Here is a 26,463-nt window from a genome sequence, read left to right as displayed (position 1 = left end):
AAAATCATCCCGCAAGCTAATCGATGCTCCCATGTCACCTCCTCCAAATGAAGAACAACATAGAATCAGACTTTCAACCGATTGGGAATCCCAAATCTGAGTCAGCATCAGCGCACGCTGGTATTATTCCGGCTATCAAAACCCCCTAACCCACCGACACATCACACATGCCCCTCACCGCCCTCCTAACCCTCCCCAACGTACTTGGCCTGTTTGCGCTGATCAACCTGACCACGTTCTTGCTCTTCGGCTTCGACAAGTTACGCGCTGGCGCTGGGTCCGGCCGTGTGTCTGAAGGGGCGTTGTTGGCTTGGGCATTATTCGGCGGCAGCATCGGTGCCTATGCGGGTCGCGCGCTGTTTCGGCATAAAACCCGCAAGCAGCCCTTTTCCAGCCACCTCTACCAGATCGCGATGCTGCAGGTCAGTGCCACTGTGCTGGCGGCCGTGTGTTTTTGACGAACCGCGCGCCCGTCTGGGGCGGCGATAAAGCTGTTCAGCACCAGCTGCGCCGACCGCCTTCATAATAACGCGCAAGGCCTTCTTCGACCAACAGTTCGCCCAAGCTTTCCCCGCCGCGCGTCAATATCCGCAATTTGCGGCCATAACGATCTTCGTCGCGGTTGATGCTTTGCAAGGTGAAGGGGCCAGCATTGACGAGTTGGTGAAGTCGCCGCGTTGCTGCGGCACCAAGCGCCGCCTCCGCCGCGCAGCGGGGTTGATGCGTTTCGGGGGTATCGATATCGGCGATGCGGATCTTGCTACCGCGATACCATATCGTATCCCCATCCACGACGCAGTTCGTGCCCCCGCCGCTTTTGCAGAGGCCAAAGGTGGCGGTTTCGGTGTCGGGGGCCGGGGCGGCCAGCGCGGCGACGACGCCTGGGGCTGTATCGGATAGCGTCCAGACGCCCAAAAAAATGGCGGCCGACAGCGTCAGCGTCAGCGAGAGAAAGCGAGTCATATGTGCACTGGACCTTTGCGCATGTCAGCAGGGTCGCCGCGCCGGATATGTACGAAATGCCTCGTACAGACCGCCGACGTGCGGATACTGCCTCCAGATGATACCATATTTTACATGTTAGGCCATCATTTGCGGCCAATCACGGATCATTAGGTCGGATTTGGAGCCATTGGGTGGCGGCTTTCATCGTATAAAAGCCGCCGGGGTTGCGTCCGGCGGCTTTTGTTTAAGGGCTGGTCCCGAAGGGTTAGAAGCGCGCACCAAGGCCAATGACGGCCTGATGGCGGTCAACGTCAATTTTACGGTCAAAATCATTCTGGCCAATGTCGAGATTCTTGTAGTTAGAATAACGATATTCCGCCTTGATGAAGCCGCTTGGTCCAAGCAGTTTGAACTTTTGTTCAAGCCCGGCGCCAATACGGTAGCCGTCGGCGGTTACGCCATTGTTGAAAATCGTGCCCGCGCCATTGTCAAAACGGCCTTCGAACTTTGCATTAGTGTAACCACCCTTGGCATAGATCATCGTTGAAGGCGAAATGGCAAAGCCAAGACGCGCGCCGAGATACAGGTCGCGGTCAGTGTTCAACCGAAACGAGTCGCCCGTGGCGAACAAGTCATTGGCCGCGCCGTTAACGTCGGAATCGGCAAATTCGCCTTCGATGCCGACAATCACACCACCCATTTGAAAGTCGTAACCAGCGGCCACGCCATACATTAAGTCACCGTTGCCATCGGCCACGTCGTCATAACCGACGAGCGCTTCGACGTGCGCCCCTGTGAACGGCGCTTCCTCCTGCGCAAAGGCAGGGGTTGCAAGTGCAGTGGAGAGGAGGGCTGCACCAATTAAGAGTTTACGCATTTTTTTGATCCATTTTCAGTCAAACTGACGCCATCCTTGCGACGTCGTTAACCAAATGCCGCAGCGGCGCGGATAGTTGCATGAATATAAAACAACAAAAACGCTGTGATATTATAGGCACGCTTTGGGTCTGCTCTAAACCCGCTTGCCCTGACCTTCGGATTTGGACATGGATGGCGCATGGAACACACGCCGCAGCCCGCCACCGCATTCAAAATCTTGACCGCTGCGCAATGGGCACAATTTGAAGCTGACGGGGTCTTTCAAGGCGCCCCTGTCGATCTGGCGGATGGTTATATCCATCTATCGACGCAAGATCAGGTTCCCGGCACGTTGGACAAGCATTTTGCCGGACAAGATGGTCTTGTGATTGCCGAGGTGGATTTAACAGCGCTGAAAGATGTGATCAAATGGGACCCTTCACGCGGCGGCGCACTTTTCCCCCATATTTACGGTGATTTGCCGATGCACGCGATCATCGGATATTTGACCCAGATCAAAGCATGACGGAACTTTGTACGCCATAACGACTTTCTTAACTGAAGGAAGCTGACATGGACGTAATTCAAATTCCCGCCGTCGCCATTTTCACAGGCATGCTCACATCATTTGCGGTCGTCATGCTGGTCGTTACGGTGGGCGACTTTATCAGACGTTGAAGGGGGCCCAGTTAAAGGCTTCGGCGCTTTCCCCAAGGGCATTGCCAGCGCTATCAAAGCGCCGCTCCATAATGCGACCAACGCCATCACGCTCGACCGCCAATATTGTGTTACAACGTGTGCCATAGACGGCGTCGCGGATGAATATCGGATGCGCGTCCGCATGGGTGCTATGTGCGTCCCCCAAAATGCCAAATAAAGTCGTGGGGTCTTCTGCGCTGCCGCTAAGCCAGCCCCTTAGCGCGCTGTTCAATCGTTCTTTGCGTGGCCAGAGTTCGTCCTGTACCGCATTGGAGATACCGTGCACACCATGCCCCAACGAGGCCCAGATATCATTAGGACGGTTCGATATATATTGCAGGCCGTGTTGGTCACCAATCATCAGGCTAAACGGGTTGAAATTGTCCAAAATGTCAGGAAACGAGCCGCGTGCGAGCCAGTCCGTGACCAGCGCGCCACGTGACGCCTTGCTCGGATCCGGACCCTCTGGGTTTCGAATATTGGTGACCACGCCAAAACGCCCTGTGTGGCTCAGCCCCAACCATGTTCCTTGCGATAATATATCGCGGCCAGCAATAATCGACGGATCATCGGCCCATGGGCCCAAAGGCGTTGCAGGCCGAGCGTGAAATTCGTCCCGGTTTCCAGCGACAATCAATTGCCAACGCGGATGCGCATGCCATGCAATCGACACTACGCACATGTCTTGTTCCGATAAGCCCGGATGATACCCACCTGTCAGCCTTTATCGCCGCTTGGGGATAAAATTCCCGAGCGCGAAATCACAACGGCTTTTCATAAATGCGATATACTTTATTGACCTCGCCCTCCATGGCCTCGCCCACCGAACGCATCGGGCCATTGTCGTCCAGAACCCAACCAAATTCGCCGCGCGAGGCACCAAATTTGCCCGTCGCAGAATCGCGAATATAGGCGACCAGCATAAACGCCAATTGGCTAGCCAATCGTGTTGTCTGCAATTTCTTGACCACCCCCATCAATGGCACGCGCACGCTGCACACCTTTGGCGCGCGCAGCCACCAAAGCAGCCTTGCCCAGTTGAACGGGAATAATGATCCCCTGAAACCACCGATTTTTTCATTAATATCGGGCCATGTCATCATGAATGCCACGGGTTCTCCATCGACCTCTGCAATGCGGATCAAATCGTCAAATACGATGGGTTTAAGTTGCTTGCCAGTATGGGCCACTTCTGCATCCGTGATGGGCACAAAGCCCCAATTACCACTCCATGCATCGTTCAATATCGACAATATGATGGCGGCCTCGGCATCAAAATTGGCCTTATTGACCTTCCGAATGACAATCCGCTCATTGCGTTCACCCGACGCGACGATACGTTGCACCAAAGGCGGCAATGGCCCATCAATCGGTATGTGATAGGTATAAAGGTCTTTGACACCCGCATAGCCCGCCGCCTCTATCCACGCGCCATAGGCCGGATTATGATGCCCCATCAGCACGGTCGGGGGGTGGTCATGGCCTTGCACCAATAATCCCGGCTCTTCCCAGATCGACAGGCTCAATGGCCCAAGCGCGCGGACCATTTTTTTGTCACGCAACCAGCCTTCCGCTGTTTCGATGAGCGCTTTTGCTACTTCGGCGTCCTCCGCCTCGAAAAATCCCCAATTGCCTACACCCGGCCCCATGCCCTGTTCCGGAGGCTGTGCCAAAGCGAGATAGTCCAAATGCGCCGAAATGCGGCCAACAACATGGCCATCCCGCTCAGCTAGAAAAAGCTGCGCTTCGCCATGCTCGAACCATGGATTTTTACCCGGCGTGATCGTTGCCATGACGTCGCTTTTCAATGGCGGTACCCAGTTCGGGTCGCCGGCGTATAAGCGGAAAGGCAGATCGACAAAGGCTTGCTTGTCAGCTTTTGTCGACACGGGGCGAATTTTGATGTTCATCATATATTATCCCTGAAACCTTGCGCGAACTGCGGCCATCATTCTTCGGTGCGGACTAAAACCGTCTCGCCTATCAAGAAGAATAACAAAAACGGCCCCCATGCCGCAATCCATGGCGGATAAGCGCCGAGATTACCCATTGCCAAAGCGAAATTATCGGCGACAAAATAGGTGAAACCCAAAGCCATGCCGATGACCGCGCGCAAAAAGAGCGCCCCGGATCGGGCAAGGCCAAAGGCCGCCACTGCGCCCAGCAACGGCATCAACAATGTTGACAAGGGCCCAGATAGCTTGTGCCATAATATGCCTTCGAGATTATCCGTGCGGCGTTCAGCGGCCTTGAGATCGTCGATCGCGCGCATCAGAGGCAAGAAGGCAAGGCTGTCGCCGTCGACTTTCACCAGATTGAACCTGTCAGGTGTGATACCTTTACCGATGATGAGGCTATCTGCAGTCGTTTCGGTTGTTGTTGCCACATTGAACGATTTTGTTTCTTCGAGTTGCCAAGCATCGCCGACGTAACGCGCACGGGTGGCGGTGATGACTTGTCGCAATCCGCCATTGGCACGCAGATATATGCGGACGTCTTCGAGCACTGTGTCGTCTCCAGAACCAAGGACATTGCCTGCGTTGATAAGGTCATCGCCCTCACGCACCCATATATTGTTGCGGGCATTGCCATTGGGTGCCACCGCGCCATATTCTGCTGCCTGCCACAGCTTCAATCGCGCCGTGCTGGGCGCAACGACGGTATCATTAAAGGCAAAGGATATTACCGCAACGCCAAGGCTGGCGACGAACATCGGTGCCAAAATCTGATGCGCGGATAATCCAGCCGCCTTCATCGCTACGACTTCGCTATTCTGGCTGAGTCCGGCAAAAGTGATAAGGGTACCCAGCAGCACGGAAAACGGCAGGAATCTTGCAATAATCTGCGGTGCGCGCATCGAAACATAATGCAGAACATCGCCTTGGTCATTCCCGGGAACCGCCAAGATTTTACCGCTTTCACCTAGCAAATCCAGCGTCATCAATATCAGAACGAGCATGACCAGCACGGCAAAGCTGCGAATGATGAACAGCTTTGCCATATATATGGTGATGTTGCGCGACGGGAAAAAATGCATGGCCTATGTCTCCGCGGATGGTGCGGGCATACCAATGGTCGCCAACCGCGATTTTCGACCAAATCGGAATATGCGCTTAACCCATTTGCCGCTTTTTGTGGCAAAAATCTCGAGCGCACCAATCGGCTGTCCGCCCGGCACATGCGCTATAATGTGGTACATCCACAGGATCAGAGCTGCAAACAGCAAAAATGGCAGCCATAAGGCAATGAAGGGGTGAACGATGCCCATCCCGCCTATGCCTTCGGCATATTCATTGATCTTGTGATAGGTCACCACCATGACGATTGATAAAAACACGCCAAGCGCCGACGTTGATCGTTTTGGCGGTATCGCCAATGCCAGTGCGAGCAAAGGCAGCAAGAGCATCATGGCGACTTCCACCAAACGGAAGTGAAAATTTGCCCAAGCCCGGTTGCGATCAAGCTCCGGTTTCTGAGCATCCAAGCCGATTTGGATCAACTCAGTGATCAGATATTCGCGATCCTTGCCACCGCGCGTGCGGAAATTTTCGATCTTTGGCAAAGGAATGGGGATGTCATGACTAGTAAAGCTTAACACCCGCGGCGATTCATAACTGGGCGCATCATGAATCAGCGTTCCCTTTTCGAGCCGTAGCAAGATGGTGTCAGGGTCATCGGTCCGCAGAAATTGTCCTTGTTCTGCCGTCACTGCAATGGTCTGCCCGCTGTTGCTTTGCGCAAAAACAAAGAGGCCAGACAGCGCATTGCCATTATTGCGGCTCTCATCGATACGAACGGTCAGGTTCTTGCCGACATTGTTAAACTCGCCAACCCGAACTTTCGCGCCAAAGGCGCCTGACCGCAGTTCAAAGCGCAGTTCTTCGTACAAATAGCGCGAACTTGGCTGAATAAAGCCAACGATCGCGAAATTGACGGCAGCAAGCGCGATTGCGAGCATGAATGGAACGCGCAACAGGCGGAAATAGCTCATACCCACTGCACGAAAAATATCGAGTTCTGAGGATGTTGCCAATCGGCGGAACGCCAGCAAGATGCCAAGCAGCAGGCCGATGGGGATACCCAAGGAGAGATATTCGGGCATGAGGTTAGCAAGCATACGCCAAACGACGCTGACCGGCCCGCCTTCTGCCGCAACAAAGTCAAACAGGTTTAGCATTTTTTCGAGCAGCAATAATGATGCGGCAATTGCGAGGGTCGCAAGCAGCGGCAACATTACAAGCCGGAAGATATAGCGGTCAGTGGCAGTTAGAAATTTCAACTTATGGTCGCCCCGTCACCCTAATTTGGCCGCAAACGCCACCGATAGACGCTTAGAGGTTCAGGGGCAATATCGATGCTATCCGAAAAAAGTGCGGATAACGGGCATAAAGTTCCAGGAGTATTGCAATGAAGAAATGTGTCGCTCTTATGGCTATGGCTGGTCTGCCGCTGGTTTCCGGCACAGTTGCGGCCAACCAAGAGCTGAATAATGATATGTCACGATGCACATCGGGCAATGGACCGGCTGTGCTCGTGCAGGTGCGCGGCGTGAAGGAATCGAACGGAAAAATCCGCGTCCAGTCTTATCCGGCAATCGCTGGTGTATGGATGGCAAAGGGTCGCTGGCTTCACCGCGTCGAAAGCCCCGCCAATGAAGGCAGCATGAATTTCTGTATCCCCGTTCCCGCCGAAGGCAAATATGGCATCGCCGTCCGGCATGACCGCAATGGCAACGGCAAGACCGATATTAGCCAAGACGGCGGCGGTTTTTCCAATAACCCAAGCATCAGCATTCTGAATTTGGGCAGGCCATCGGTTCACAAGGTTGCTTTCCAAGCCGGCCCGGGCGTTACCCGCATTATCGTCAATCTGAAATATATGTGAGGATATTTATTTGGCTTTAGTGGCACTCCTGTCGAACCCGAATTCAACTGGCAATCAATCTATGTTGCCGGCAGTTCGCACTTATTGCGCCAAAAATCCGGATATATTCCATTATGAGGTCGAGGAAATCGGCCAGATTACCAAGGCGTTGGAGATGATTGCCCGCGTAAAGCCGAAGGTGTTAGTCATCAACGGCGGCGATGGCACGGTTCAATCCGCTCTGACCGAGCTGTATCATGGCGGCCATTTTGAAGGCACTCCGCCACCAGTGGCGGTATTGCCGAACGGCAAAACGAACCTCATCGCCTTGGACTTGGGCGCAGAAGGCGATCCATTGGAGGCGCTTTCTCGCATTATTGAGGTCGCAAAGGGCGACATGTCAGAGCATATTGTGGTGCGCGAACTCATTGCCCTTAGCGATGGCAGCGAAGGTGCGCGCCCGGTGCTGGGCATGTTCCTAGGCGGAGCGGGGCTTGCAGAAACAATTTTATATTGTCGTCACAAAATTTACCCCTTGGGTCTACCCAATGGATTGAGCCATTTTTTGACCGCAATTGCTGTCATGTTTTCGGCAATCGTGCGTGTAAAGGCCAGTTTCCTGCCCCAACGATCAAAACCGGTCAGCATAACGTTCATCCGTAATGGGGAACTGCACGGCACTTTTTCTGTGCTGATTGTGACAACCTTGGAAAAGCTTCTGCTGGGCGGCCAAGCGGGCAACAACAATCAGCGCGGGCTGATGAAATTTCTGGCGGTTGACCAAACGCCATTGGCGATGCTGAAAATGATGGCGGCCTCATTGCGCGGCAAATTAGGGCAAACCAATATGCGCGGCGTGCATTTTCAACACGGCGATGTCATTCGCATCGACAGCGAACAAAGCAGCGTCGTTTTAGACGGTGAAGTGTTTCAGGCCCATCACGGTAGCCCAATCGTTCTGCGCTCGACACCGCCTGTCCCGTTCCTGAAACTAGCCGCTTAACAAGCACCCATAAAGGCGGCTATGGCCCCAGATATGCTCTCGCTTACGCAACTTGTCGCTGAAGAATTGGCTGTCCCGGTGCAGGCGGGCGTAAGCGAATTTGCATCGCACATCGCGGCGCAATTTAATGGCGCGGCACGCGCGGTGTTATTCTACGGTTCATGTTTACGCTCGGAGCAATTGCAGGGCGAGATGCTCGACTTCTACTTGATCGTTTCTGACTATAAAACAGCATATGACAAAAGCTGGCTCGCCAAATGGAACCGTCGTCTGCCGCCCAACGTCTTTCCGTTTCAACATAATGGCATCATCGCCAAAGTCGCGGTGTTAAGCGAAAGCGACTTTCATGACCTTAACCGGCCAGCCGCCTCCGCCGTGTCGGTCTGGGCCAGATTTGCACAGCCCTCTCGCCTCGTCTGGTGCGCCGATGAAACGGCACGCCAATCCGCAATAATGGCGATCTCTGGGGCAGCACCAACTTTGCTTAATGCAGCACTGGCATTTGTTGAGCGTGAGGTGGACATACTCGATTTGTGGCAGTCGGGGTTCCAGATGACGTACAGCGCTGAATTGCGTGCCGAACGCAAGGACCGGCCCTCATCTGTTATGGCATTCGACCCCGAACGCTATGGCCGTTTTGGCATCGCTGCGCTGAACCACACCAGGATCGCGCACAAAATGCGCGGCGACAGAATTCTGTTATTACCCGATGTAGATGGCAAAATTGCGCAAGAGAAAAACCGTTGGCCGGGCTTGCGCCGACGCGGCAAATTGCTGACCATCGCACGGCTTGCAAAGGCTGCGTTCACTTATGCTGGCGGGATTGATTATCTGGCATGGAAGATAAACCGCCACGCCGGAACGCAGATCGTCATCCAGCCATGGCAACGCAAATGGCCATTGGTCGCGGCGCTTTTTCTGGTGCCGAAACTATGGGCAAAAGGCGCTGTGCGTTAACTGCTAAAACGGTTGTGTCGGACTAATAATGCAAGCGCAAAAATGCCAGCATAAGCCGCAGGCAACCACAGGCTGTTATATCCGAAGATGCCAAACATCAGCGCGCCAACCGCAGCGCCGCTTATCAGGCCTAGCCATAGCAACAGATATGGTACCCAATCCAAACGCGGACCGCCGCTGATCATTGTGGCAAGCCCCTGCCCGATTTTAACGAGCGCCCAGTCATATAAGTAAGCCCGAACGATACGGAGCCTTCGCGTTCAAAAAGCGTGTTTTCCAGCCCCATGCAGAATGCCGCAAAGCATAGCCCAAGGAGCAGAAAACCAAAGCTTGCTATGAGAGGCGCGGCAAATAGCAACAGCGATATGATGATGAGGATGAATGCCTGACGCCGCGCGTGCGCCAACGGGTTATTACGGCCAATAAGCGATCCTGCAACGACGCCGATCACAAAGCTTGCCAGCAAAGCAGCAACCATGCCCACATAGGGCGCAGCATCGACCACACCCACGCTGAGCCGTGTGGAATTGCCGCTCATAAAGGACAGGAAAAACCCGCCGCTAGCGAGGAAACCAATGGCATCGACCATGCCCGCCATGGCCGCGAAACCGACGGCCAAAAGGCGGGCGTTACGGTCCAGCCTGTTCACGAACGTCCCGTCAGATGATCCCGACAGCTTTGCCCGCGCGTTCGAAACGGTCGAGAATGTCGGCCACCTGCTCGCTGCTATGTTCTGCGCATAAGGAGCAACGCAGCAAGGTCATACCCGCTGGTGTCGCGGGCGGACGTGCCAAGTTCACATAGAGCCCGTTTTCAAGCAAGGCCGCCCACATCGCCGCACCCTTTTCCAGATCGGGCATGATGACCGCGATGATTGCACTTTGTGCATTGGGCGTACCCAATTGGAAACCCAGATCGCGCAGCCCCTGATGCAGGTTCCTTGAATTTTCCCACAAATGCGCACGCTTGTTTCCATTATGCATCAGCTTGCGAATGCTCGCGGCGGAACAGGCAACGACCGATGGCGGAAGCGATGCGGTGAACACATATGGACGGCATACCAGCCGCATGATTTCAAACTTCGGATGGTTCGACACGCAGAAGCCGCCGACGGTGCCGACCGATTTGGAGAAGGTGCCGATAACGAAATCGACATCGTCCAACACGCCCTGCTCTTCGGCAACGCCGCGTCCATTTTCGCCGATAAAGCCCATTGAGTGCGCTTCATCGACTAAGATCATCGCGCCAGCCTCTTTCGAAACGCGGATCATTTCCTTTAACGGCGCAACGTCACCAAGCATCGAATAGACGCCCTCAAGCACCACCAATTTGCCCGCATCAGCAGGCAGCCGCTTGAGCCGTTTTTCGAGTGCCTCAACGTCATTGTGGCGGAAGGCGACGATTTCGGCGTCCCCCATTTTGCAGCCATCATAAATCGATGCATGGCTGTCAATGTCGAGGATGATGTAATCGCCCTTGCCAGCGATTGTGCTGATGATACCCAAATTCGCTTGATAGCCCGTGGAAAAGACCATGGCATGGTCCATCCCGTAAAATTCCTTCAACGCGTCTTCGCATTCCTTGTGACCCTGAAATGTGCCGTTCAGAACGCGGCTACCGGTGGTGCCGGCGCCAAATTCGTCCAATGCTTGCTTGCCTGCGGCAATGACATCATCGTCAAAGGTCATGCCCATATAATTATAGGTGCCAAGCAAGATCGTTTCCTTGCCATTGACAACAGCGACGGTGGGCGACTTCACTTCTTCCATCACCAGGCTGAACGGATCTTTCACGCCCGTGGCAAGCAAACCTTCGCGCTGGGCGATTAAGGCGTCAAATTTTGAAAATAAGTCAGTCATTACCGTCTCTCATGAAAATTTTAAGCAGCAGTTAGCTTAGTCACGGCATCGACCAAATGGCCGACATTTTCGATCTCAGCCTGCAAATTCATGCTGATGATGATGTCGAAGCTGTCTTCGACTTCAGCGACAAAATCCATCACGGTCAGGCTATCCCATTCCAGATCGCCTGCAAAGGTCGTCGCCTCACCAACTTCGACGCCTTTTTTGTTAAACGGTTCAATCAAGCCCTTCAGGCGATTAAACATTTCGCTCCGGTCAGTCATTCTTACATCCTCGATATGATTGGCGGCCAATGCCCTATATATCCGCGCTATGGCAAGCGAATAAGGCGGTAAAAGGGCAAGGCTAAGGCGCTACATCCACCCGTGCTTGCGATACCAGCTTACGGTGTCTTTCAGGCCCGAGGCCGTTGCAATTTCCGGCCGCCAAAGCTGCGACGCTGGCGCAGCGTCCGGGTCAATGGTCCAATCGGGATGCGCAAGGTAATTGGCGCGATCCGGCGTCAGCTTCGCCTTTGACCCGCGGATCGCGCGGTCCGCCCATCCGGCGAATTTCAAAAGAAAGTTCGGTGCATGCACAGTGGTAATGTTGCGGCCGACCGCCGCGCCAATGGCTTTGGCAAAAGCTTCATGGCTCCAACCGCCCGCCGTCCCGTCATCCGCTTCAAACAGGCGTTTCGACACATTTTTGGCCGACAACAAGGTCTCGAGCAAACGGGCCAGATCATCGACATGAATGACGGACACGCGCCCGCGCGGCGGCAGTAAAGCCCAGCCCTTGGCCGCAATCCGGAACATATCAAACATTTCGGTGTCGCCGGGGCCATAAACGCCGGGCGGTCGAATGACGATCCAGTCGAGCGTCGAAGCTTTCACAAAATCTTCGGCTCTGGCCTTGCTCGCGCCATATAAGGACAGCGCCGGTTCGCGTGCGGCGAGTGACGAGACCGCGACGAAACGGTCAATACCCGCCATTTGGGCAGCGGCAATCATGTTCGCCGTGCCAGCGACATTGCCATTTTCAAAACCAGCCGCATCAGGTGCGTTAACAACGCCGGCGACATGCAAAACCGCGTCCGCACCCTTGCACAATTGGTTGAGGCTGGCAGCATCATCCAGACGGCCATGCACCCATGTCACGCCTGCTGTCTTGGGCTGGTCCCGCCGCGTCAATGCGCGCACATGCCAGCCAGCGGCGACCAAGCGATCGAGCGTGATCCGCCCGACAAAGCCCGTCGCCCCGGTCAGCGCGACAGTCTTCACAAAAGGACCAATTGATCGCGATGCACGAGCACAGAGCGTGGCACGGTGCCCAATATGGCGGCCAACTCGCTTGACCTATGCCCGCAAATCCGCGCGGCATCGACCGCGTCATATTCGGAAAGTCCGCGTGCAATCGCAATGCCGTCATCAGCGCTGATGTCGATGACATCGCCGCGTTTAAATTCGCCCTCAACCGACAGTGCGCCAGCGGGCAACAGGCTACTTCCGGCCTTGAGCGCTTGCACCGCGCCGTCATCAATGCGTATCCGGCCTTTGACCGTCAGCCGCCCGCCGAGCCAGCTTTTGCGGGCTGACCCACCTTCACGCGGGGCGAAGAAGGTCGATAGGCCGCCTTGCTCCAGCGCCGCAAGCGGATGGTCGCGCAAGCCCGATGCGATCACAAGGCCAATCCCGGCCCGCGTCGCAATATCTGCGGCATCCAATTTGGATGCCATCCCGCCAGACCCCATGCCAGAAGACGAGCCCTTAGCCACCATCACCCGCACGCGGCCGTCAATCTTTTCTATTGTCGGCAGTAACATTGCGCCCGGTAAATGTGGCGCGCGGTCGAACAAGCCATCGACGTCGGACAACAATATGACGCCCGTCGCGCCCGCCGCTTGCGCCACGCGTGCGGCCAAACGATCATTGTCGCCAAAACGAATTTCCTCTGTGGCGACGCTATCATTTTCGTTGATGACGGGTACCGCGCCAGCGCCCAACAATCGGTCAAGCGTTGCCGCGATGTTCAAATAACGGCGGCGGTCCTCAAGATCATCGAGCGTCACCAGCATCTGCGCTGCGGCCAAGGACTGACCTTCCAACAGGTCCGCCCAGATGCCCGATAACACAATTTGCCCTACCGACGCGGCGGCTTGCGCATCAGCAAGGCTGGCGCGGCCACCCTTGTCAAAACCCAAGCGGCGGGCGCCCAGCGCAATTGCGCCCGAGGTGACGATGATGCACCGCTGCCCCGCCTTATGCCGCGCACTGATATCCGCAACGAGTGTCTGAAGCCATTCGCGCCGCACAGTCCCGTCCGGCTGCACCAGCAACGACGAGCCGACTTTGACCACCAATAAGGGACAGGATGCGGGTGAGAGTTTATCCACGGACGTCATGCTGAACTTGTTTCAGCATCTTACTTTTCTTGCAACGCATTCCGACCCTGAAACAAGTTCAGGGTGACGGAAGCGTGAATGCAGGGGGTAGCGTTCAGATCGGCGACCATGTCCCATCCTCGGTGATGCCATCGGCCTTTGCGCCTTCAATCCCGCTTTTGGCAGGCAACGCCTCCAATATCCGGTCGAGCACCAAATCAACGCCTTGGCCAGTCGCACCAGAAATCGCGATAACATCCTGCGCGCCAGCGGCGTGAAGTTGCTGCGCGATGTCGGCCATCAATTCAGGGTCAAGCAAATCGCCTTTGTTGAGCGCGACAATCTGGGGCTTTTCATCCAAAGCTGCGCCATATTCGCTCAATTCGTCACAGACGATATGCCAGGCGGCAATCGGGTCATCTTGCGTTGCATCGATCAGATGAATGAGTATGCGGCAGCGCTCGATATGGCCCAAGAAACGGTCGCCAATGCCTACGCCTTCGGCAGCACCAGCGATAAGGCCAGGAATATCGGCCAGCACGAACTCACGCGATTTATGGTCCACAACGCCCAATTGCGGGCGCGTGGTCGTGAATGGATAATCGCCAACCTTTGCCTTGGTATTCGACACTTGGTTGATGAAGGTCGATTTGCCCGCATTTGGCATTCCGACAAGCCCAGCATCAGCCAGCAGCTTTAACCGCAGCCAGACATACATTTCTTCGCCCGGCCAGCCGGGGCCATGTTGGCGTGGAGCGCGGTTGGTTGAGCTTTTATACGATGCGTTACCGCGGCCGCCATCGCCACCGCGCAAGAACACGACGCGTTGACCAACTTCGGTCAGGTCAAGCAACAATGTGCGGTCTTCGTCATCGGCCAGCACCTGCGTTCCCACCGGCACCTGAATGACAAGATCATCGCCATAAGCGCCATGGCGATCACGGCCCATGCCTTGAATACCGCGCATGGCTTTGAAATGCTGCGCATAACGAAAGTCGATAAGCGTGTTCAGCCCGGCCACCGCCTCTATAACGATATCGCCACCCTTGCCGCCATTACCGCCGTCGGGGCCGCCATATTGTACATATTTTTCCCGCCGAAAACTGACCGCGCCCGGGCCACCTGCGCCGGAACGGACAAAAATCTTAGCTTGGTCAAGAAAATGCATATATCGGCCTTTAGGGGAGAATGCTGGTTTTGGCCAGTGTTGGGTTCAAAACCCGAGCTTGTCACCCTGAACTTGGTTCAGGACAGCGGTGTTTGGATTCCCGACTGTCATGCTGACCTTGTTTCAGCATCTTACTTCTGGACAGTTCAGAATTAAGACCCTGAAACAAGTTCAGGGTGACTGAATAGGTACGGCATGACGTGAAGAAGAAAGTTGGTGGAGCCTAGGGGAGTCGAACCCCTGACCTCTACACTGCCAGTGTAGCGCTCTACCAGCTGAGCTAAGGCCCCATCTGGCCGCCCATTGGACAGCCTTGGTGAGGAGCGCCACTAGCGGGCGCCCCTATATATATCAAGTCCGAAGATTAGATGTCGTCGGGCTCATCTTCCGTTCCCGCGACGCCAAGATCTTCGTCACCGCCCAAGTCGACATCATTGTCGGGCGAAACGTCGCCATCAACCGCATCGACGTCAATGTCGAGATCGTCATCAGCCAGATCCGAATCGTCTTTCTTCTTTTCGGCTTCTTCAAAAGGCAATGGCTGCTTCGATTTCAAAACCGGCTCTGGCGTCCACTGGTTGCCGCATTCGATGCATTCAACCGGTTCGTCCTTGGTCAGGTCGTAAAAACGAACGCCACATTTCGGGCAAGTGCGCTTGGTTCCCCATTCAGCCTTGATCATGGCGGGCTTAAATCCTTTTAAACTGGCTTGGAAAGGCGACGCACATCTGTGAATCACCGTCAATTGGCGCGGCCTTTGCCACAGCGACGCGCCGCTGTCAAAAATTACTGTGGTCGTTGACTTGAACGCGCATCATCCGCAAAGCGCAAAGCATCATGCACAGCGCAGTACCCAGACCCGGCAGTTTCCAGCCCAGAGGCGCGTTACGCGGCACGCTTAAGGTTCCTGGCGACAAATCCATTTCGCACCGCGCGCTTATGTTGAGCGCGCTTGCAGTGGGTGAAAGCAATATTTCAGGCTTGCTGGAAGGCGAAGATGTGCTCGCCACCGCCGCCGCCATGCGGGCAATGGGCGCGCATATAGAACGCACCGGTGAAGGCCATTGGACCGTCAACGGCGTTGGCGTGGGCGGACTGATGCAGCCATCTGGCGCGCTCGACATGGGCAATAGCGGGACATCGACACGGTTATTGATGGGGCTGGTCGCCAGCCACCGGCTTACCGCAACCTTCATTGGTGATGCGAGTCTGTCGAAACGCCCGATGGGGCGCGTGATTGATCCGCTCCGCCAAATGGGCGCCGAGTTTACGGCAAGCCCCGGCGGGATGCTGCCGCTCATGGTTCGCGGACTGGTGCCTGCCATACCGATCAGCTACCGTTTGCCAGTCGCATCTGCGCAAGTTAAAAGCGCCGTCTTGCTTGCGGGGTTGAACATCGCTGGCATCACTGAAGTCATCGAGCCAGTGCCCACCCGCGACCATAGCGAACGGATGCTGCGCGGATTTGGCGCGGATTTGACGGTCGATGTTGAGGCCGATGGTGTGCGGCATATCCGCCTGATGGGTGAAGCAGAGTTACAGCCGCAGCAGATAGAAGTTCCCGGCGATCCGTCCTCCGCAGCCTTTTTCATTGTTGCGGCCCTCATTACGCCGGGCAGCGAAATCACCGTCACCCATGTCGGCATGAACCCGACACGCACAGGCATCTACAAGATGCTGGAGGCGATGGGCGCTGACCTCACATATTCGATCGAACGGGAAGTCGGCGGCGAGCCGGTGGCCGACATCACCGCGCGGCATTCTGTCCTGCGCGGCATCGACGTGCCACCGGATGTTGCACCCAGCATGATTGACGAATTTCCGGTATTCTTCGTGGCCGCCAGCATGGCACAAGGCCGAACAACGACGAGTGGCCTCGATGAACTGCGCGTCAAAGAATCCGACCGGCTCGCGCTCATGGCGACGGGCTTGAAAGCGATTGGCGCACGAGTCGAAGAACGCGAAGATGGCCTCATCATCGACGGCAGCGGCGGGGAGCCGCTTGAGGGCAATGCGACCGTCAGTAGTGCACTCGACCATCGCATAGCCATGAGCTTTGCCGTCGCAGGCCAGCATAGCTATCACGCTATCAATGTGGATGACGTCTCACCCATTGCGACGAGTTTTCCGACATTTGAGGCGATGTTGGCCGGGCTTACTGTGAGTTGATTGAATGAATATCATCAAACTGACGGCCAATGACACTTCGCGATTTCTGGAACTTAGGGAAATATCACTGACCCAAGAAAGTGACAATTTCCGAACTTCAGCGCTCGATAATTCCAGCCTTGGTTTTGACTATTGGCAGGACCGGATCGAACGTGATCACGTGGCGGCGATTGAAGTTGACGGTGTGCTTAAAGCCTTAGGGGGGCTGTCTCGCGTCGTCGGCGAAAAAATGGATCATAAAGGCTTGATCTGGGGAATGTATGTGCACCCCGATTTGCGTGGCAGCGGCGCTGCAGATTTGATTATGAATGCGCTGATCGCGACCGCTCAAGAGCATTTGCGGCAGTTAATTCTGACTTTGGCCGCTGACAATGCTTCGGCACAGCGTTTTTATCAGCGGCATGGGTTTGCGCTCTATGGCACAGAACCAGACGCCATTCGTCGCGGCGATGGCTTCGTTGGCGAAGCGTTGATGTGGCGGCCGCTATGATGAAGATACCTTCACGATGATTATCGCTGTCGATGGCCCTACTGCCTCGGGCAAAGGCACATTAGCAAAGGCACTCGCCGCGCATTTTGGGCTGCCTTTTCTGGATACGGGCCTGCTATATCGGGCGGTCGGACGGCAAGTGCAATTGCACCAAGGAAACCCCGACGATGCCGCGGACGCGTTGGCGGGATGCTGGTTCCCGGACAGCTTGCTGGATGACCCCAGCTTGCGGAACGAGGAAATTGGCGGATTAGCCAGCCGTGTCTCCATTCATCCCGAGGTACGCGCGGCGCTCAACAAACGGCAAGTGGACTTTGCCAATCAACCCGGCGGCGCGTTGCTTGACGGGCGCGATATCGGCACGGTTATTGCGCCACATGCCGACGTAAAGCTGTTCGTCACCGCCCCCGCAGCAGTCCGCGCACAGCGCCGATATGCAGAAATGCAACGTCAAGGCAACGATGTGGCATTTGCCGATATCCTCGCCGACATTCAGGCACGCGATGCGCGCGACACGGGCCGCGCCGATGCGCCGTTAAAACCGGCGGAAGACGCGCTATTGCTTGATACCGGCGATTTGACTATAGGCCACGCCGTTCAAGCTGCGATTGCTTTGGTGGAGTCTCGACTTCGCAAGAGTTAAGTAGCCGGCGTGTATCGATAGAACACACTGTCACCCTGAACATGGTTCAGGGTTCATTTTGCCTCGCTGACCCTTGGTCTAAGTTGATGGATGGATGCTGAAACAGGTTCAGCATGACACAGTATTTTGGTTCGATATGCACCGTATTTGGGCGCTTTGCTGCTATTCGGGCATCAGGGCAACTCTGGTCAAAGACCGTCGGAACCAACCGACTGGCCGGACAAAATGTACGTAAGGACACTCTAACCTATGGCAACTTCGCCAAACCCGACCCGCGACGATTTCGCGGCACTTCTAGACGAATCACTTGGTGGCGCAGACGGTGGCTTTGAAGGCCGCGTCGTAAAAGGCACCGTAACCGCAATCGATAATGACCATGCTGTCATCGATGTGGGTCTCAAATCCGAAGGCCGTGTGGCGCTGCGTGAATTCGCTATGCCCGGCCAAAAAGCCGACCTGAAGGTTGGCGACGAAGTCGAAGTCTTCGTTGACCGCGTAGAAAATATGAATGGTGAAGCTATGCTCAGCCGCGATCGCGCCCGTCGCGAAGCCGCTTGGGATGTGCTTGAAGGCGAATTTGACGCGGGCAACCGCGTTGACGGCGTTATCTTTGGCCGCGTAAAGGGTGGTTTCACCGTTGATCTGGGTGGCGCAGTGGCATTCTTGCCCGGCAGCCAGGTTGATGTCCGCCCCGTGCGCGACGTTGCACCGTTGATGGACATCGCCCAACCATTCGTCATCCTCAAAATGGACCGCAAGCGTGGCAACATCGTTGTATCGCGCCGCGCCATATTGGAAGAAACACGCGCAGAGCAGCGCACTGGCCTCATCCAGAACCTCGCCGAAGGTCAAATCATCGACGGCGTCGTCAAGAACATCACCGATTATGGTGCGTTCGTCGATCTGGGCGGCATCGATGGCCTGTTGCACGTCACCGACATCAGCTACAAGCGTATCAACCACCCAAGCGAAGTCATCAACATTGGTGACACGGTTAAGGTACAGATCGTTCGTATCAACAAGGACACGCAGCGCATCAGCCTTGGCATGAAGCAGCTGGAAAGCGATCCTTGGGATGCGGCTGTTGCCAAATATCCCGTCGGCACCAAGCTTAAGGGTGCGGTCACCAACATCACCGAATATGGTGCGTTCATCGAACTCGAAGCCGGCATCGAAGGTCTGGTCCACGTTTCGGAAATGTCATGGACAAAAAAGAACGTACATCCAGGCAAGATCGTTTCGACCTCACAAGAAGTCGACGTTGTCGTTCTCGACATCGACATGGAAAAACGCCGCATTTCGCTTGGCCTCAAGCAAGCGCACGACAATCCATGGGCATCATTCGCAGACAAGTTCCCAGTTGGCTCGACCGTTGAAGGCGAAGTCAAGAATGCGACCGAATTTGGTCTGTTCATTGGTCTCGACGGCGACGTTGACGGCATGGTCCACATGTCCGACATCGCATGGGGCATCACGGGCGAAGAAGCCCTGCACCTTCACCGCAAGGGCGAGACCGTCAAGGCAATCGTACTCGACATCGACGCTGAGAAAGAGCGTATTTCGCTTGGCATCAAGCAGCTTGAAAAGGGTGCCCCATCGGCAGCTGGCGCTGCTTCGGCAAGCGGCCTGAAGAAGGGTGGCACCACCACCGTGACCGTTCTTGAAGTGCGCGACGGCGGACTTGAAGTTCAGGCTGGCGAAGATGGCGCAACCGGCTTCATCAAGCGCGCCGACCTTGGCCGCGACCGTGACGAGCAACGTCCGGATCGTTTCCAGGTTGGGCAGAAGTTCGACGCCATGGTTACTGGTTTCGACCGCTCGAAAAAGCCGAACTTCTCGGTCAAGGCGCTACAGTTGGCTGAAGAAAAGCAAGCTGTTGAGCAATATGGTTCGTCCGATTCGGGCGCATCGCTTGGCGACATCTTGGGTGAGGCACTCAAGGGCGTGAAGAAGTAAGCTTCGGCTAAAAATTACGACCTAAATATCGGATTAGAAACCCGCTCCTTGTATGAGGGGCGGGTTTTTTGATGCCTTTGGCACGAAACGCTTGGAAGACCGTTGTAATAATGAAAAAATTCTGCCAGCGTCCCGTGATTATTGTAAAGACCTGTAAAGCGAAGTTTGCTAAGCGCGCTGGGTCGCATTAGATAGCCGTAAGAGAGGACCACAATATGATCCGTTCCGAGTTGATCAAAAAGCTTGAAGCCGAGAATCTGGAACTCAAAACAGAGGAAATCGAAAAGATTGTCGATCTGTTTTTTAACCAGATCATTCAACGCCTTTCCGATGGTGGGCGCGTTGAATTGCGTGGCTTTGGTGCTTTTTCAACCCGCGACCGCAGCCCACGCAAGGGCCGCAACCCGCGCACCGGTGCATCGGTCGAAGTGCCATCGAAGCGCGTACCCTATTTCAAACCGGGTAAAGAAGTGCGCGAAAGCCTCAACAAATAACCCATTTGTGCGAAGGCACTTGACCCTGCGAGCGTAATGCTGTCTGCGCATGGCTTAAGCGGATGTGGCGGAATGGTAGACGCTACAGACTTAAAATCTGTTGTCCGTAAGGGCGTGCGGGTTCGAGTCCCGCCATCCGCACCACCATTTAACGTGCTGTTTTACCGCTAGAAATAGCGATTATCTTAGCGCGGCTCGGCCTGCCCTGATTACCTTGTGTGTGTAGTTCATGTGTAATCTCGTCAAACATTCCTGTATCGAGCGACGCTATCGCTGTGTCGACATGGTCATCTGCCAAGTGGACGTAACGCATGACCATCGCGAGAGTTTTGTGTCCGCTTATGCGTTGAATGGTGGGCAAATCAATCCCAGCCTGCACAAGTGATGTGATGGCAGTGTGCCGCATCACGTGGGGTGTAACCTTTTCAGGTTCTAACCCGGCCCTAAGTACAGCCCGCTCGAACTGCCGCGCCATGCTCTTCCGGTAAGGTGTATTGCCCCTGTGGCGCCGGTGTGGAAATATATAGCCATCTTTGTCGTCGCGGCTCTTCCGCTCATTTTCGAGCATTGTCCTCAAGCTGGTCGTGATAGGCTGCACGCGCTGGCCTGCCTTAGCTTGAGAGATATCAATCCGATTGTTGGCGAAATCAATTTCATCCCACCGGACGCGAAGTATCTCACTATGCCGCATGGCGGTGTTCAGGCCAAAAGCTATAAACAGCCACGTCGCAGGGTCTTGGTCGCCAATGCCACCACGCATAAGGGCTGCTTGATTGGCCGGTGAAAGGATCACGATCTTTTTACGCTTCTCTTCACCCTTAGCTATCTTGGGCCGGTTATCCGACCTGATCCACTTCCACTGCACCATCCGGTTCATCATGTGTGACAGGGTGGATAGCTCACGATTGACCGTTGCCAGCTTTGCTCCGGCTTCCATACGTTGGCGGGCAAAGTGCTGCACAGCAAAATCTGTGATTTTATCGGCCCTTTGATCTTTGAAGTAAGGGATGAGATGAGTTTGGATGTGACGCCTCTTGTTCGGCAAGTCCTCAAACCCTTTTACGCCCCTATGTAGCGTGTCCTCTAGGTTCTGGAGGTATTCTTCGCCTGCCTCGCGGAACGTGCGATGCGTCTTGCGTCCGGTCGGCAAGTCCAACCGGCCTTCTCTGGCTTTGGTCCGGAACGACTCAATAGCACGCTCTGCTTGCTCGCGAGTTACGCCTTCGCTTTCGCGACCGATAACGCGGTGTATGCGCTGTCCATCAACCATGATGTTAATGCTGTAGCGGCAATCACCATTGGAAAGGCGTTCTGCTGTAATACCATGTTCATTGATCCTCGCTCCGACACTAAGTGTGCGGATAGCGGTGCGTGTAAGGCGGTTGAAGCGAAGGCTCATGGATCCAAGTCCACAAGATGCATGATATTATATGGTTCGCCTTCGGATTTTTTCCGTTCAGCCTCTCTTCGAAGATAGTCGCGGTAAAATTTTCTACCTGCGTTGATTGCATTTAAATGAAGGCGAAGGGCATCTTTAAAAGAAGCATTGGCCTGACGAGCTTGCTCATCAAGCTGCAAGATCTCACCTAAAAGATCCAGTGCATGAGCTTTATCTAAGGGGTCATCAATTTTCTCGCAAAGTAACCGCGTCGCACCTCGAGTGGGGTCCGCCAATTTCGCTATGCCCACTCCCTCTCCTGAGAGTTTGTCAGGGTCCTGTCTAGCGGCGATGCCCATGTCAGCAAGTTGATCTATCAAATCGGAACGACTGCGTTGGATGACTTCGAGCATTTCGAATGCACCAGTTACGTCTTCATCGCCCTCTGGAGGGTCTGGATTAAATTCATGGATCGGTCCGATACGCAACATCTCAGCAACGGCACCCCAAGTCTTTAGTTGTCGGTGCCACTTAACATCCGTCATTTTTTGGATCTGACTGATTTGCCTAGAGATGCCATGCACCAGTTCGACGCCTTTTTGGTCGAGGTCGCAGGTCGCAACTAGGCGCGCTTCGAGATCGGCGGCGAAGCTTCTCTCTGCCTTCGTTGCCGCTTCCATCAGTTTGTGGCGTACCTCCGGGTCAAGTCGGAGAGTGGCCTCTTTCCGACGCTCTTCAGGCTTTTTTAGGGGACGTCCCATTGTTTGTTATCCTGTATACGGTTTATTATACGGTTTTGTATCGACTATTACCCAAAATTAAGCAATAGGTAAATTCAGGTGCCTAAGTGCCAGCCGGCACCTCTTGTACCAGATAAGGAGTATGAAATGGAAACGTTAGAAAAAGTTCAAGTTCAAATTTTGCCGGATGGCCGGCTCGATCGCGCCAACGCTGCCATCTACCTAGGGTGTTCGCCGAAAACGCTCGCTGAGTGGGGGCGGCTCGGTCTGGGGCCGCGTAGTTTTTTGGTCGGCGGTCGGCGTTACTACAGGCTTAATGACCTCAAGCTTTTTGTTAACGCAAAGGGTTTCGACGAAGGGGAAGTATCATGATCAATCATCCCCCTTATAGTCACGGCTTAAAGAGCCTTGAGAAACTGCACGCCGACCTCGCGAATGCTGATAAAAAATGGCTGGACGCTTCAACTACGGCGCGCAGTGTCAGTTTACTCATCCCTCGCCTCGACAAGTTTTGGTGCGATCTACCAAGGAACCGCGAGCCGGTTTTGCAAGCTTTTGAACGGACAGGCTTCTTGATGAGGGTTATAATTGCGGCATGCGCCAATGACAAACAGATGGAACATAGCTTCGAAACACGTAATTTGGTGCGCGACACCCTTGACGAGTTGTGCATCACCATCACCAAATATCGCGAGGGGTTCAACGATGACTGATACTGCTATCGATTATGTCGCCTATGGCATGGCGCTTGTGGGAATGCCTAATGGCATGAAGAAGCCTATCACCTTAGGCTGGAACAAGGCTGAAAACGTTATCACCGATCCGGAAAGGGCCAGTGAACTAAATGGTAACATAGGTATCGCCCACGCCTACTGCTTGCCTGCCCCGACAATGGCTCTCGACCTTGATGATATGGAACGGGCATCGGCTTGGCTTGCCGCGCGGGGTATCGATGTGGTTGAACTGCTTGATGCTGATGATGCCGTGCAAATCGTGTCCGGCAGGCTTGGGCGTGGAAAGCTTCTTTACCGCTTACCAGCGGGCCTCGCGCCGATCGAAAGCCTCACCATTAAGGAGGAGGTTCTCGGCAATGACTAAGAAAAAGGAAATAACAGTCCTCGAATTTCGTTGCGGAACCGTCGAAGGGCTTACGATGCAGGACGTACTTCCACCGTCTATGCATCCAGATACACGCATGCCCTATCGTTGGGGCGGAAAAGGTGACTGGCGTCAGATTCCAGAAATCCCGGCGGCGCTGCTTGCGGCTTGGCAGCAAGAGTTAGTTGCTCGCCAGACAAGCCGCAAGCAGCGCAAGGACCGGCAATGGTCGTTAAGCCGCGTTGAAGATACCCCAAGGCAGCGCGCACGCGTTGCTGACATGTTAAGCCATATATCTGCCGATTGCGGCTATGAACTTTACCGCGATATGGTCTGGGCCATTCTTAGCCTTGGCTGGCATGATGGGGAAGATATCGCGAAGGCATGGTGCCTTACTGCGCCACACCGCTTCGAAGAAGATAGCTTTTGGAGCGTCGCAAACAGCTACGACGATACTCGCAGTCCGACCATCGGAACTATCATTTACCACGCAAGGGCGGGTGGGTGGGATGGCTGACGTTGTACCCATTACTCCGCAGATCGACCCCCTGCGGGAATTACAGAAGGCATTTTGCCTATTTCAGATGGGAGGAGATGTTTGGGTCGGCGACCTAGCCGGAATTGAAGCTGTTAAGGCGGGCACTAGCTCATGCGATGTTGCTATGTACAAGCAAGCGGCAGGTAAGCTTCTGATGGAGCGCTGCCTCGAAGAATTGCCGGTGTCATCGAACGCCCGGCAGGTGGTCAAAGACTTTTTGGTAAGCCCAAACACCAAGGTTTTTGATGCTGTGGCATTTAGTCCGCTGCCGACACCTACCTCAACCCTGAACTATTGGATTGGTTCGCCCGTGAGGCCACAGGCTGGCGACTGTTCCGTGATTATGGATTTCCTCAGGAACTCGATATGCAGTGCTAATGTTCGGCTGTTTGCCTACCTGATCCGGTATCTCGCCCACATGCTGCAAAAGCCAGAGGAGAAGCCCGGTATCATGATTGTGCTCCTCGGTGGGCAGGGAACTGGGAAAGGCAGCTTCTTCCGCCTTCTGAGCGCAATATGGCAGCATACCACCCTGCAAGTGTCCGATGTAGCTCATGTGATAGGTAGCTTTAACGCCGCCATCGAGCGCAACTACGTTATCTGCATGGATGAAGCTCTGTTCAGCGGTGATAAGAAAGCACTTGATCGCCTGAAGTCCATGGTGACGGAGCCTACGGTTACAATCGAGCAAAAATATCAGCCTCGCCGCACTATCAATTCATATCATCGCTTCTTCGCTGCCAGTAACCATAAGCATTTCGCTCAGGTTGAGGCTGATGACCGCCGGTTCGCTTTCTTTCAAGTGTCAGAGGCCCGCAAAGGAGACCACGAATACTGGGATAACGTGCACAAAGCCATCGACGACCCCGCCGTGATTGCCGCCATGGTGAATGATATGCTTTCCCTAGATCTTAGTAATTTTAATGTCCGCCAGAGGCCAAAAACCGAAGCCCACATGGATCAAAGGCTAAAGTCGCTTAGCGGTTTCGACCGGTACTGGTTTGAGGTTCTGCAAACTGGCTGTTTCTGGCCTGGTGGCCGCGGGGAACCAATGGAACCTTGGGAGGATCCACGGTTCGTAAGTACAAAAACGCTACTGGGAGGCTTGAAGGAATACGAGAAGGGTGCCCGCGTTTATACTGCGCCTCAGGAGCGTGAAGTGCACCAAGCCCTCAAGCGCCTGTGCCCCTCCGCCGAACGAGACCGACAGATGAACCGTAATATTCTCGAACGCGGCCAGCAGTTGCCATCATTGCCAGATGCGCGGAACGAATTTGCCCAATTCATGGGCGGAAAGATCAAGTGGTAGGAATAATGGAAGCGAACATGAACAAAAAGGTGGCAAATTTGCCAGCAGTTGCCAGATGTGGTGGTAACAAAAAACGCCTGATTTGTATGAGTTTTCGAGCGCATGCCACCATTGCCACCTCTTTTATAAAAATAAGGAAGAATAATAGTTATAAGAGTTTGTCGAAACTGGTGGCAATAGTGGCAATAGTGGCAATGGAGGCAATGGAGGCAACCCGCGCGCACGGTCACTTCCTTAGGTCAGTTTGCAAAAAATCTTGTGCCCGTCTGGCGCGCACCTCGGCTTATGTAATGTAAGAAATTAGGCCAATGCCCCTCCCAAACATCCTCTCAGGCAAAACAAAACGCTGCAAAGCTAAGTGTAAGGCACGCGGTGACCAATGCCGCAACCCAGCCGCTTATGGTATGAATGTTTGCCGGTATCATGGTGCGCGCAAGCCCGAAACTATCATGCGAGGTGCAAACCATCCGCAGCATAAACACGGCCAAGAAACAATCGAAGCAAAGGCAGGCAGGAGCCTGCGGCTGGTTGAACTGCGCGACCTTGAAGCACTATCATTTTCACTAGGCATAGCGAAAGGGCCTAAGTGGCGGGGACGAAAGCCCGCATGCATCGTGGCTCAATGCTCTGCACCGCCTGGCGGAACCGGACATACGAACGAACGCTATGGTAGTGTGAAGGTTGAAGGCTCAGATTGGGAATGAATTTCGTGGTCGCGAATGACTAATTATGGGTGGGAAGCAGACATACGGATGAGCTTCGTTTTCCAGCTTGTTCTGGGCCGGGAACGGACAGTCTGCTTTACTGCTTTTGGCGAAAATTTTTATAAGCTGCCGTTCCGCTCACGACCCCATTTCTGCCATCACCCCAAAACGAATACTGGGATCACCGCTGCGGCAGCTTTCGTGGGACCGTAACCACCCTCGGAATG

The 26,463-nt window shown here is 54.7% G+C and carries 30 protein-coding genes, 2 tRNA genes and 1 pseudogene; 17 read left to right on the top strand and 16 right to left on the bottom strand.

Annotation, left to right across the window (positions count from 1 at the left end; all coding sequences use genetic code 11):
• Positions 1–167 precede the first annotated feature (167 nt).
• The gene (locus tag ACILP3_RS09280) at positions 168–458 is read left to right on the top strand and encodes a DUF1294 domain-containing protein (protein WP_395616355.1); all 291 of its coding nucleotides are present in this window, start codon (positions 168–170) and stop codon (positions 456–458) included.
• A 37-nt stretch (positions 459–495) separates the two neighbouring features.
• On the opposite strand, the gene ACILP3_RS09275 is transcribed toward ACILP3_RS09280, so the two are convergent.
• Together ACILP3_RS09275 and ACILP3_RS09270 are read right to left on the bottom strand one after the other, a co-directional pair.
• Positions 496–963, bottom strand: coding sequence for a thermonuclease family protein (locus tag ACILP3_RS09275; protein WP_395616354.1), 468 nt, complete (start codon positions 961–963; stop codon positions 496–498).
• Positions 964–1,210: 247 nt separating this feature from the next.
• Positions 1,211–1,822, bottom strand: coding sequence for an outer membrane protein (locus ACILP3_RS09270; protein WP_395616353.1), 612 nt, complete (start codon positions 1,820–1,822; stop codon positions 1,211–1,213).
• A 180-nt stretch (positions 1,823–2,002) separates the two neighbouring features.
• Between ACILP3_RS09270 and ACILP3_RS09265 the strand changes: the two genes are divergently transcribed.
• Positions 2,003–2,329, top strand: a complete 327-nt coding sequence (locus tag ACILP3_RS09265; protein WP_395616352.1) for a DUF952 domain-containing protein — start codon at positions 2,003–2,005, stop codon at positions 2,327–2,329.
• 141 nt (positions 2,330–2,470) lie between these two features.
• Here ACILP3_RS09265 and ACILP3_RS09260 read toward each other — a convergent pair whose 3' ends face one another.
• From ACILP3_RS09260 to lptF, 4 genes are all read right to left on the bottom strand, one after another.
• The gene (locus ACILP3_RS09260; RefSeq protein ID WP_395616351.1) at positions 2,471–3,184 is read right to left on the bottom strand and encodes an NRDE family protein; all 714 of its coding nucleotides are present in this window, start codon (positions 3,182–3,184) and stop codon (positions 2,471–2,473) included.
• 79 nt (positions 3,185–3,263) lie between these two features.
• On the bottom strand, positions 3,264–4,412 hold the full coding sequence (locus ACILP3_RS09255) for an N-acetyltransferase (RefSeq protein WP_395616356.1): 1,149 nt from the start codon (positions 4,410–4,412) through the stop codon (positions 3,264–3,266).
• Positions 4,413–4,450: 38 nt separating this feature from the next.
• Positions 4,451–5,539, bottom strand: coding sequence for an LPS export ABC transporter permease LptG (gene lptG / locus ACILP3_RS09250; protein ID WP_395616350.1), 1,089 nt, complete (start codon positions 5,537–5,539; stop codon positions 4,451–4,453).
• 3 nt (positions 5,540–5,542) lie between these two features.
• The gene (gene lptF / locus ACILP3_RS09245; RefSeq protein WP_395616349.1) at positions 5,543–6,781 is read right to left on the bottom strand and encodes an LPS export ABC transporter permease LptF; all 1,239 of its coding nucleotides are present in this window, start codon (positions 6,779–6,781) and stop codon (positions 5,543–5,545) included.
• Between the two features lie 128 nt (positions 6,782–6,909).
• Between lptF and ACILP3_RS09240 the strand changes: the two genes are divergently transcribed.
• The 3 genes from ACILP3_RS09240 to ACILP3_RS09230 are packed head-to-tail and all read left to right on the top strand — an operon-like array spanning position 6,910 to position 9,325.
• Positions 6,910–7,386, top strand: coding sequence for a DUF2141 domain-containing protein (locus tag ACILP3_RS09240; RefSeq protein ID WP_395616348.1), 477 nt, complete (start codon positions 6,910–6,912; stop codon positions 7,384–7,386).
• Positions 7,387–7,396: 10 nt separating this feature from the next.
• Entirely contained in the window at positions 7,397–8,368 is a 972-nt protein-coding gene (locus ACILP3_RS09235; RefSeq protein WP_395616347.1) for a diacylglycerol/lipid kinase family protein, read from the top strand.
• Positions 8,369–8,389: 21 nt separating this feature from the next.
• Positions 8,390–9,325 (top strand): hypothetical protein, encoded by a 936-nt coding sequence (locus tag ACILP3_RS09230; protein ID WP_395616346.1) that lies wholly within the window; start codon positions 8,390–8,392, stop codon positions 9,323–9,325.
• On the opposite strand, the pseudogene ACILP3_RS09225 reads toward ACILP3_RS09230, so the two are convergent.
• The 8 genes and pseudogenes from ACILP3_RS09225 to ACILP3_RS09190 form a co-directional block, all read right to left on the bottom strand.
• A pseudogene (locus ACILP3_RS09225) lies at positions 9,322–9,914 on the bottom strand (YoaK family protein). The gene ACILP3_RS09230 and the pseudogene ACILP3_RS09225 sit on opposite strands and share 4 nt — an antisense overlap.
• 70 nt (positions 9,915–9,984) lie before the next feature.
• Complete coding sequence (gene spt / locus ACILP3_RS09220; protein WP_395616345.1) at positions 9,985–11,184, bottom strand: serine palmitoyltransferase; 1,200 nt, start codon at positions 11,182–11,184, stop codon at positions 9,985–9,987.
• A 20-nt stretch (positions 11,185–11,204) separates the two neighbouring features.
• Complete coding sequence (locus tag ACILP3_RS09215; RefSeq protein ID WP_395616344.1) at positions 11,205–11,450, bottom strand: acyl carrier protein; 246 nt, start codon at positions 11,448–11,450, stop codon at positions 11,205–11,207.
• Positions 11,451–11,540: 90 nt separating this feature from the next.
• A complete protein-coding gene (locus tag ACILP3_RS09210; RefSeq protein WP_395616343.1) occupies positions 11,541–12,449 on the bottom strand; it encodes an NAD-dependent epimerase/dehydratase family protein in 909 nt (302 codons plus the stop codon).
• Positions 12,446–13,570, bottom strand: a complete 1,125-nt coding sequence (gene proB, locus ACILP3_RS09205; RefSeq protein WP_395616342.1) for a glutamate 5-kinase — start codon at positions 13,568–13,570, stop codon at positions 12,446–12,448. The genes ACILP3_RS09210 and proB overlap by 4 nt, the downstream gene beginning before the upstream one ends.
• 94 nt (positions 13,571–13,664) lie before the next feature.
• On the bottom strand, positions 13,665–14,717 hold the full coding sequence (gene obgE, locus ACILP3_RS09200) for a GTPase ObgE (protein WP_395616341.1): 1,053 nt from the start codon (positions 14,715–14,717) through the stop codon (positions 13,665–13,667).
• A gap of 214 nt (positions 14,718–14,931) precedes the next feature.
• Positions 14,932–15,007 (bottom strand) — tRNA-Ala (locus ACILP3_RS09195).
• A gap of 74 nt (positions 15,008–15,081) precedes the next feature.
• Entirely contained in the window at positions 15,082–15,399 is a 318-nt protein-coding gene (locus ACILP3_RS09190; RefSeq protein WP_125231048.1) for an FYDLN acid domain-containing protein, read from the bottom strand.
• Between the two features lie 155 nt (positions 15,400–15,554).
• On the opposite strand from ACILP3_RS09190, the gene aroA reads away from it, so the two are divergent.
• The 6 genes from aroA to ACILP3_RS09160 all read left to right on the top strand — a co-directional run bounded on the left by aroA (position 15,555) and on the right by ACILP3_RS09160 (position 20,613).
• Positions 15,555–16,886, top strand: a complete 1,332-nt coding sequence (aroA, locus tag ACILP3_RS09185) for a 3-phosphoshikimate 1-carboxyvinyltransferase (protein ID WP_395616340.1) — start codon at positions 15,555–15,557, stop codon at positions 16,884–16,886.
• Between the two features lie 4 nt (positions 16,887–16,890).
• Entirely contained in the window at positions 16,891–17,376 is a 486-nt protein-coding gene (locus ACILP3_RS09180; protein ID WP_395616339.1) for a GNAT family N-acetyltransferase, read from the top strand.
• Positions 17,377–17,392: 16 nt separating this feature from the next.
• The gene (locus ACILP3_RS09175; RefSeq protein WP_395616338.1) at positions 17,393–18,019 is read left to right on the top strand and encodes a (d)CMP kinase; all 627 of its coding nucleotides are present in this window, start codon (positions 17,393–17,395) and stop codon (positions 18,017–18,019) included.
• 249 nt (positions 18,020–18,268) lie between these two features.
• On the top strand, positions 18,269–19,975 hold the full coding sequence (gene rpsA / locus ACILP3_RS09170) for a 30S ribosomal protein S1 (RefSeq protein ID WP_395616337.1): 1,707 nt from the start codon (positions 18,269–18,271) through the stop codon (positions 19,973–19,975).
• Positions 19,976–20,190: 215 nt separating this feature from the next.
• A complete protein-coding gene (locus tag ACILP3_RS09165) occupies positions 20,191–20,469 on the top strand; it encodes an integration host factor subunit beta (protein WP_395616336.1) in 279 nt (92 codons plus the stop codon).
• A gap of 58 nt (positions 20,470–20,527) precedes the next feature.
• A tRNA-Leu gene (locus ACILP3_RS09160) sits at positions 20,528–20,613 on the top strand.
• A 4-nt stretch (positions 20,614–20,617) separates the two neighbouring features.
• On the opposite strand, the gene ACILP3_RS09155 is transcribed toward ACILP3_RS09160, so the two are convergent.
• On the bottom strand, positions 20,618–21,868 hold the full coding sequence (locus tag ACILP3_RS09155; RefSeq protein WP_395616335.1) for a tyrosine-type recombinase/integrase: 1,251 nt from the start codon (positions 21,866–21,868) through the stop codon (positions 20,618–20,620).
• Positions 21,865–22,608 carry a hypothetical protein gene (locus ACILP3_RS09150; RefSeq protein ID WP_395616334.1) on the bottom strand — a complete coding sequence of 248 codons (744 nt, stop codon included), beginning with the start codon at positions 22,606–22,608 and terminating at the stop codon, positions 21,865–21,867. Before ACILP3_RS09150 ends, ACILP3_RS09155 begins: the two co-directional genes overlap by 4 nt.
• Before the next feature lie 126 nt (positions 22,609–22,734).
• On the opposite strand from ACILP3_RS09150, the gene ACILP3_RS09145 reads away from it, so the two are divergent.
• Genes ACILP3_RS09145 through ACILP3_RS09120 form a run of 6 tightly spaced genes read left to right on the top strand, consistent with a single transcriptional unit; the run spans position 22,735 to position 25,828 of the window.
• Positions 22,735–22,959 (top strand): DNA-binding protein, encoded by a 225-nt coding sequence (locus ACILP3_RS09145; RefSeq protein WP_395616333.1) that lies wholly within the window; start codon positions 22,735–22,737, stop codon positions 22,957–22,959.
• The gene (locus ACILP3_RS09140; RefSeq protein ID WP_395616332.1) at positions 22,956–23,300 is read left to right on the top strand and encodes a hypothetical protein; all 345 of its coding nucleotides are present in this window, start codon (positions 22,956–22,958) and stop codon (positions 23,298–23,300) included. Before ACILP3_RS09145 ends, ACILP3_RS09140 begins: the two co-directional genes overlap by 4 nt.
• Positions 23,293–23,685, top strand: coding sequence for a bifunctional DNA primase/polymerase (locus ACILP3_RS09135; protein ID WP_395616331.1), 393 nt, complete (start codon positions 23,293–23,295; stop codon positions 23,683–23,685). Before ACILP3_RS09140 ends, ACILP3_RS09135 begins: the two co-directional genes overlap by 8 nt.
• Positions 23,678–24,202, top strand: coding sequence for a hypothetical protein (locus ACILP3_RS09130; protein WP_395616330.1), 525 nt, complete (start codon positions 23,678–23,680; stop codon positions 24,200–24,202). The genes ACILP3_RS09135 and ACILP3_RS09130 overlap by 8 nt, the downstream gene beginning before the upstream one ends.
• Positions 24,195–25,532, top strand: a complete 1,338-nt coding sequence (locus tag ACILP3_RS09125) for a primase-helicase family protein (RefSeq protein ID WP_395616329.1) — start codon at positions 24,195–24,197, stop codon at positions 25,530–25,532. Before ACILP3_RS09130 ends, ACILP3_RS09125 begins: the two co-directional genes overlap by 8 nt.
• A 17-nt stretch (positions 25,533–25,549) precedes the next feature.
• Positions 25,550–25,828 (top strand): hypothetical protein, encoded by a 279-nt coding sequence (locus tag ACILP3_RS09120; RefSeq protein WP_395616328.1) that lies wholly within the window; start codon positions 25,550–25,552, stop codon positions 25,826–25,828.
• Positions 25,829–26,463: the final 635 nt, after the last annotated feature.

It is taken from the genome of Sphingorhabdus sp. (assembly GCF_044239665.1).
Taxonomy (GTDB): domain Bacteria; phylum Pseudomonadota; class Alphaproteobacteria; order Sphingomonadales; family Sphingomonadaceae; genus Sphingorhabdus_B.
Note: the sequence above shows the minus strand (reverse complement) of the source record. Positions and strands in the feature narration are given on the sequence as shown.

Coding starts and splice junctions, on each gene's coding strand:
- ACILP3_RS09280 (WP_395616355.1), top strand. CDS start 168: ATGCCCCTCACCGCCCTCCTAACCCTCCCCAACGTACTTGGCCTGTTT.
- ACILP3_RS09275 (WP_395616354.1), bottom strand. CDS start 963: ATGACTCGCTTTCTCTCGCTGACGCTGACGCTGTCGGCCGCCATTTTT.
- ACILP3_RS09270 (WP_395616353.1), bottom strand. CDS start 1,822: ATGCGTAAACTCTTAATTGGTGCAGCCCTCCTCTCCACTGCACTTGCA.
- ACILP3_RS09265 (WP_395616352.1), top strand. CDS start 2,003: ATGGAACACACGCCGCAGCCCGCCACCGCATTCAAAATCTTGACCGCT.
- ACILP3_RS09260 (WP_395616351.1), bottom strand. CDS start 3,184: ATGTGCGTAGTGTCGATTGCATGGCATGCGCATCCGCGTTGGCAATTG.
- ACILP3_RS09255 (WP_395616356.1), bottom strand. CDS start 4,412: ATGAACATCAAAATTCGCCCCGTGTCGACAAAAGCTGACAAGCAAGCC.
- lptG (WP_395616350.1), bottom strand. CDS start 5,539: ATGCATTTTTTCCCGTCGCGCAACATCACCATATATATGGCAAAGCTG.
- ACILP3_RS09240 (WP_395616348.1), top strand. CDS start 6,910: ATGAAGAAATGTGTCGCTCTTATGGCTATGGCTGGTCTGCCGCTGGTT.
- ACILP3_RS09230 (WP_395616346.1), top strand. CDS start 8,390: ATGGCCCCAGATATGCTCTCGCTTACGCAACTTGTCGCTGAAGAATTG.
- spt (WP_395616345.1), bottom strand. CDS start 11,184: ATGACTGACTTATTTTCAAAATTTGACGCCTTAATCGCCCAGCGCGAA.
- ACILP3_RS09215 (WP_395616344.1), bottom strand. CDS start 11,450: ATGACTGACCGGAGCGAAATGTTTAATCGCCTGAAGGGCTTGATTGAA.
- proB (WP_395616342.1), bottom strand. CDS start 13,570: ATGACGTCCGTGGATAAACTCTCACCCGCATCCTGTCCCTTATTGGTG.
- obgE (WP_395616341.1), bottom strand. CDS start 14,717: ATGCATTTTCTTGACCAAGCTAAGATTTTTGTCCGTTCCGGCGCAGGT.
- ACILP3_RS09190 (WP_125231048.1), bottom strand. CDS start 15,399: ATGATCAAGGCTGAATGGGGAACCAAGCGCACTTGCCCGAAATGTGGC.
- aroA (WP_395616340.1), top strand. CDS start 15,555: ATGCACAGCGCAGTACCCAGACCCGGCAGTTTCCAGCCCAGAGGCGCG.
- ACILP3_RS09180 (WP_395616339.1), top strand. CDS start 16,891: ATGAATATCATCAAACTGACGGCCAATGACACTTCGCGATTTCTGGAA.
- ACILP3_RS09175 (WP_395616338.1), top strand. CDS start 17,393: ATGATTATCGCTGTCGATGGCCCTACTGCCTCGGGCAAAGGCACATTA.
- rpsA (WP_395616337.1), top strand. CDS start 18,269: ATGGCAACTTCGCCAAACCCGACCCGCGACGATTTCGCGGCACTTCTA.
- ACILP3_RS09165 (WP_395616336.1), top strand. CDS start 20,191: ATGATCCGTTCCGAGTTGATCAAAAAGCTTGAAGCCGAGAATCTGGAA.
- ACILP3_RS09155 (WP_395616335.1), bottom strand. CDS start 21,868: ATGAGCCTTCGCTTCAACCGCCTTACACGCACCGCTATCCGCACACTT.
- ACILP3_RS09150 (WP_395616334.1), bottom strand. CDS start 22,608: ATGGGACGTCCCCTAAAAAAGCCTGAAGAGCGTCGGAAAGAGGCCACT.
- ACILP3_RS09145 (WP_395616333.1), top strand. CDS start 22,735: ATGGAAACGTTAGAAAAAGTTCAAGTTCAAATTTTGCCGGATGGCCGG.
- ACILP3_RS09140 (WP_395616332.1), top strand. CDS start 22,956: ATGATCAATCATCCCCCTTATAGTCACGGCTTAAAGAGCCTTGAGAAA.
- ACILP3_RS09135 (WP_395616331.1), top strand. CDS start 23,293: ATGACTGATACTGCTATCGATTATGTCGCCTATGGCATGGCGCTTGTG.
- ACILP3_RS09130 (WP_395616330.1), top strand. CDS start 23,678: ATGACTAAGAAAAAGGAAATAACAGTCCTCGAATTTCGTTGCGGAACC.
- ACILP3_RS09125 (WP_395616329.1), top strand. CDS start 24,195: ATGGCTGACGTTGTACCCATTACTCCGCAGATCGACCCCCTGCGGGAA.
- ACILP3_RS09120 (WP_395616328.1), top strand. CDS start 25,550: ATGAACAAAAAGGTGGCAAATTTGCCAGCAGTTGCCAGATGTGGTGGT.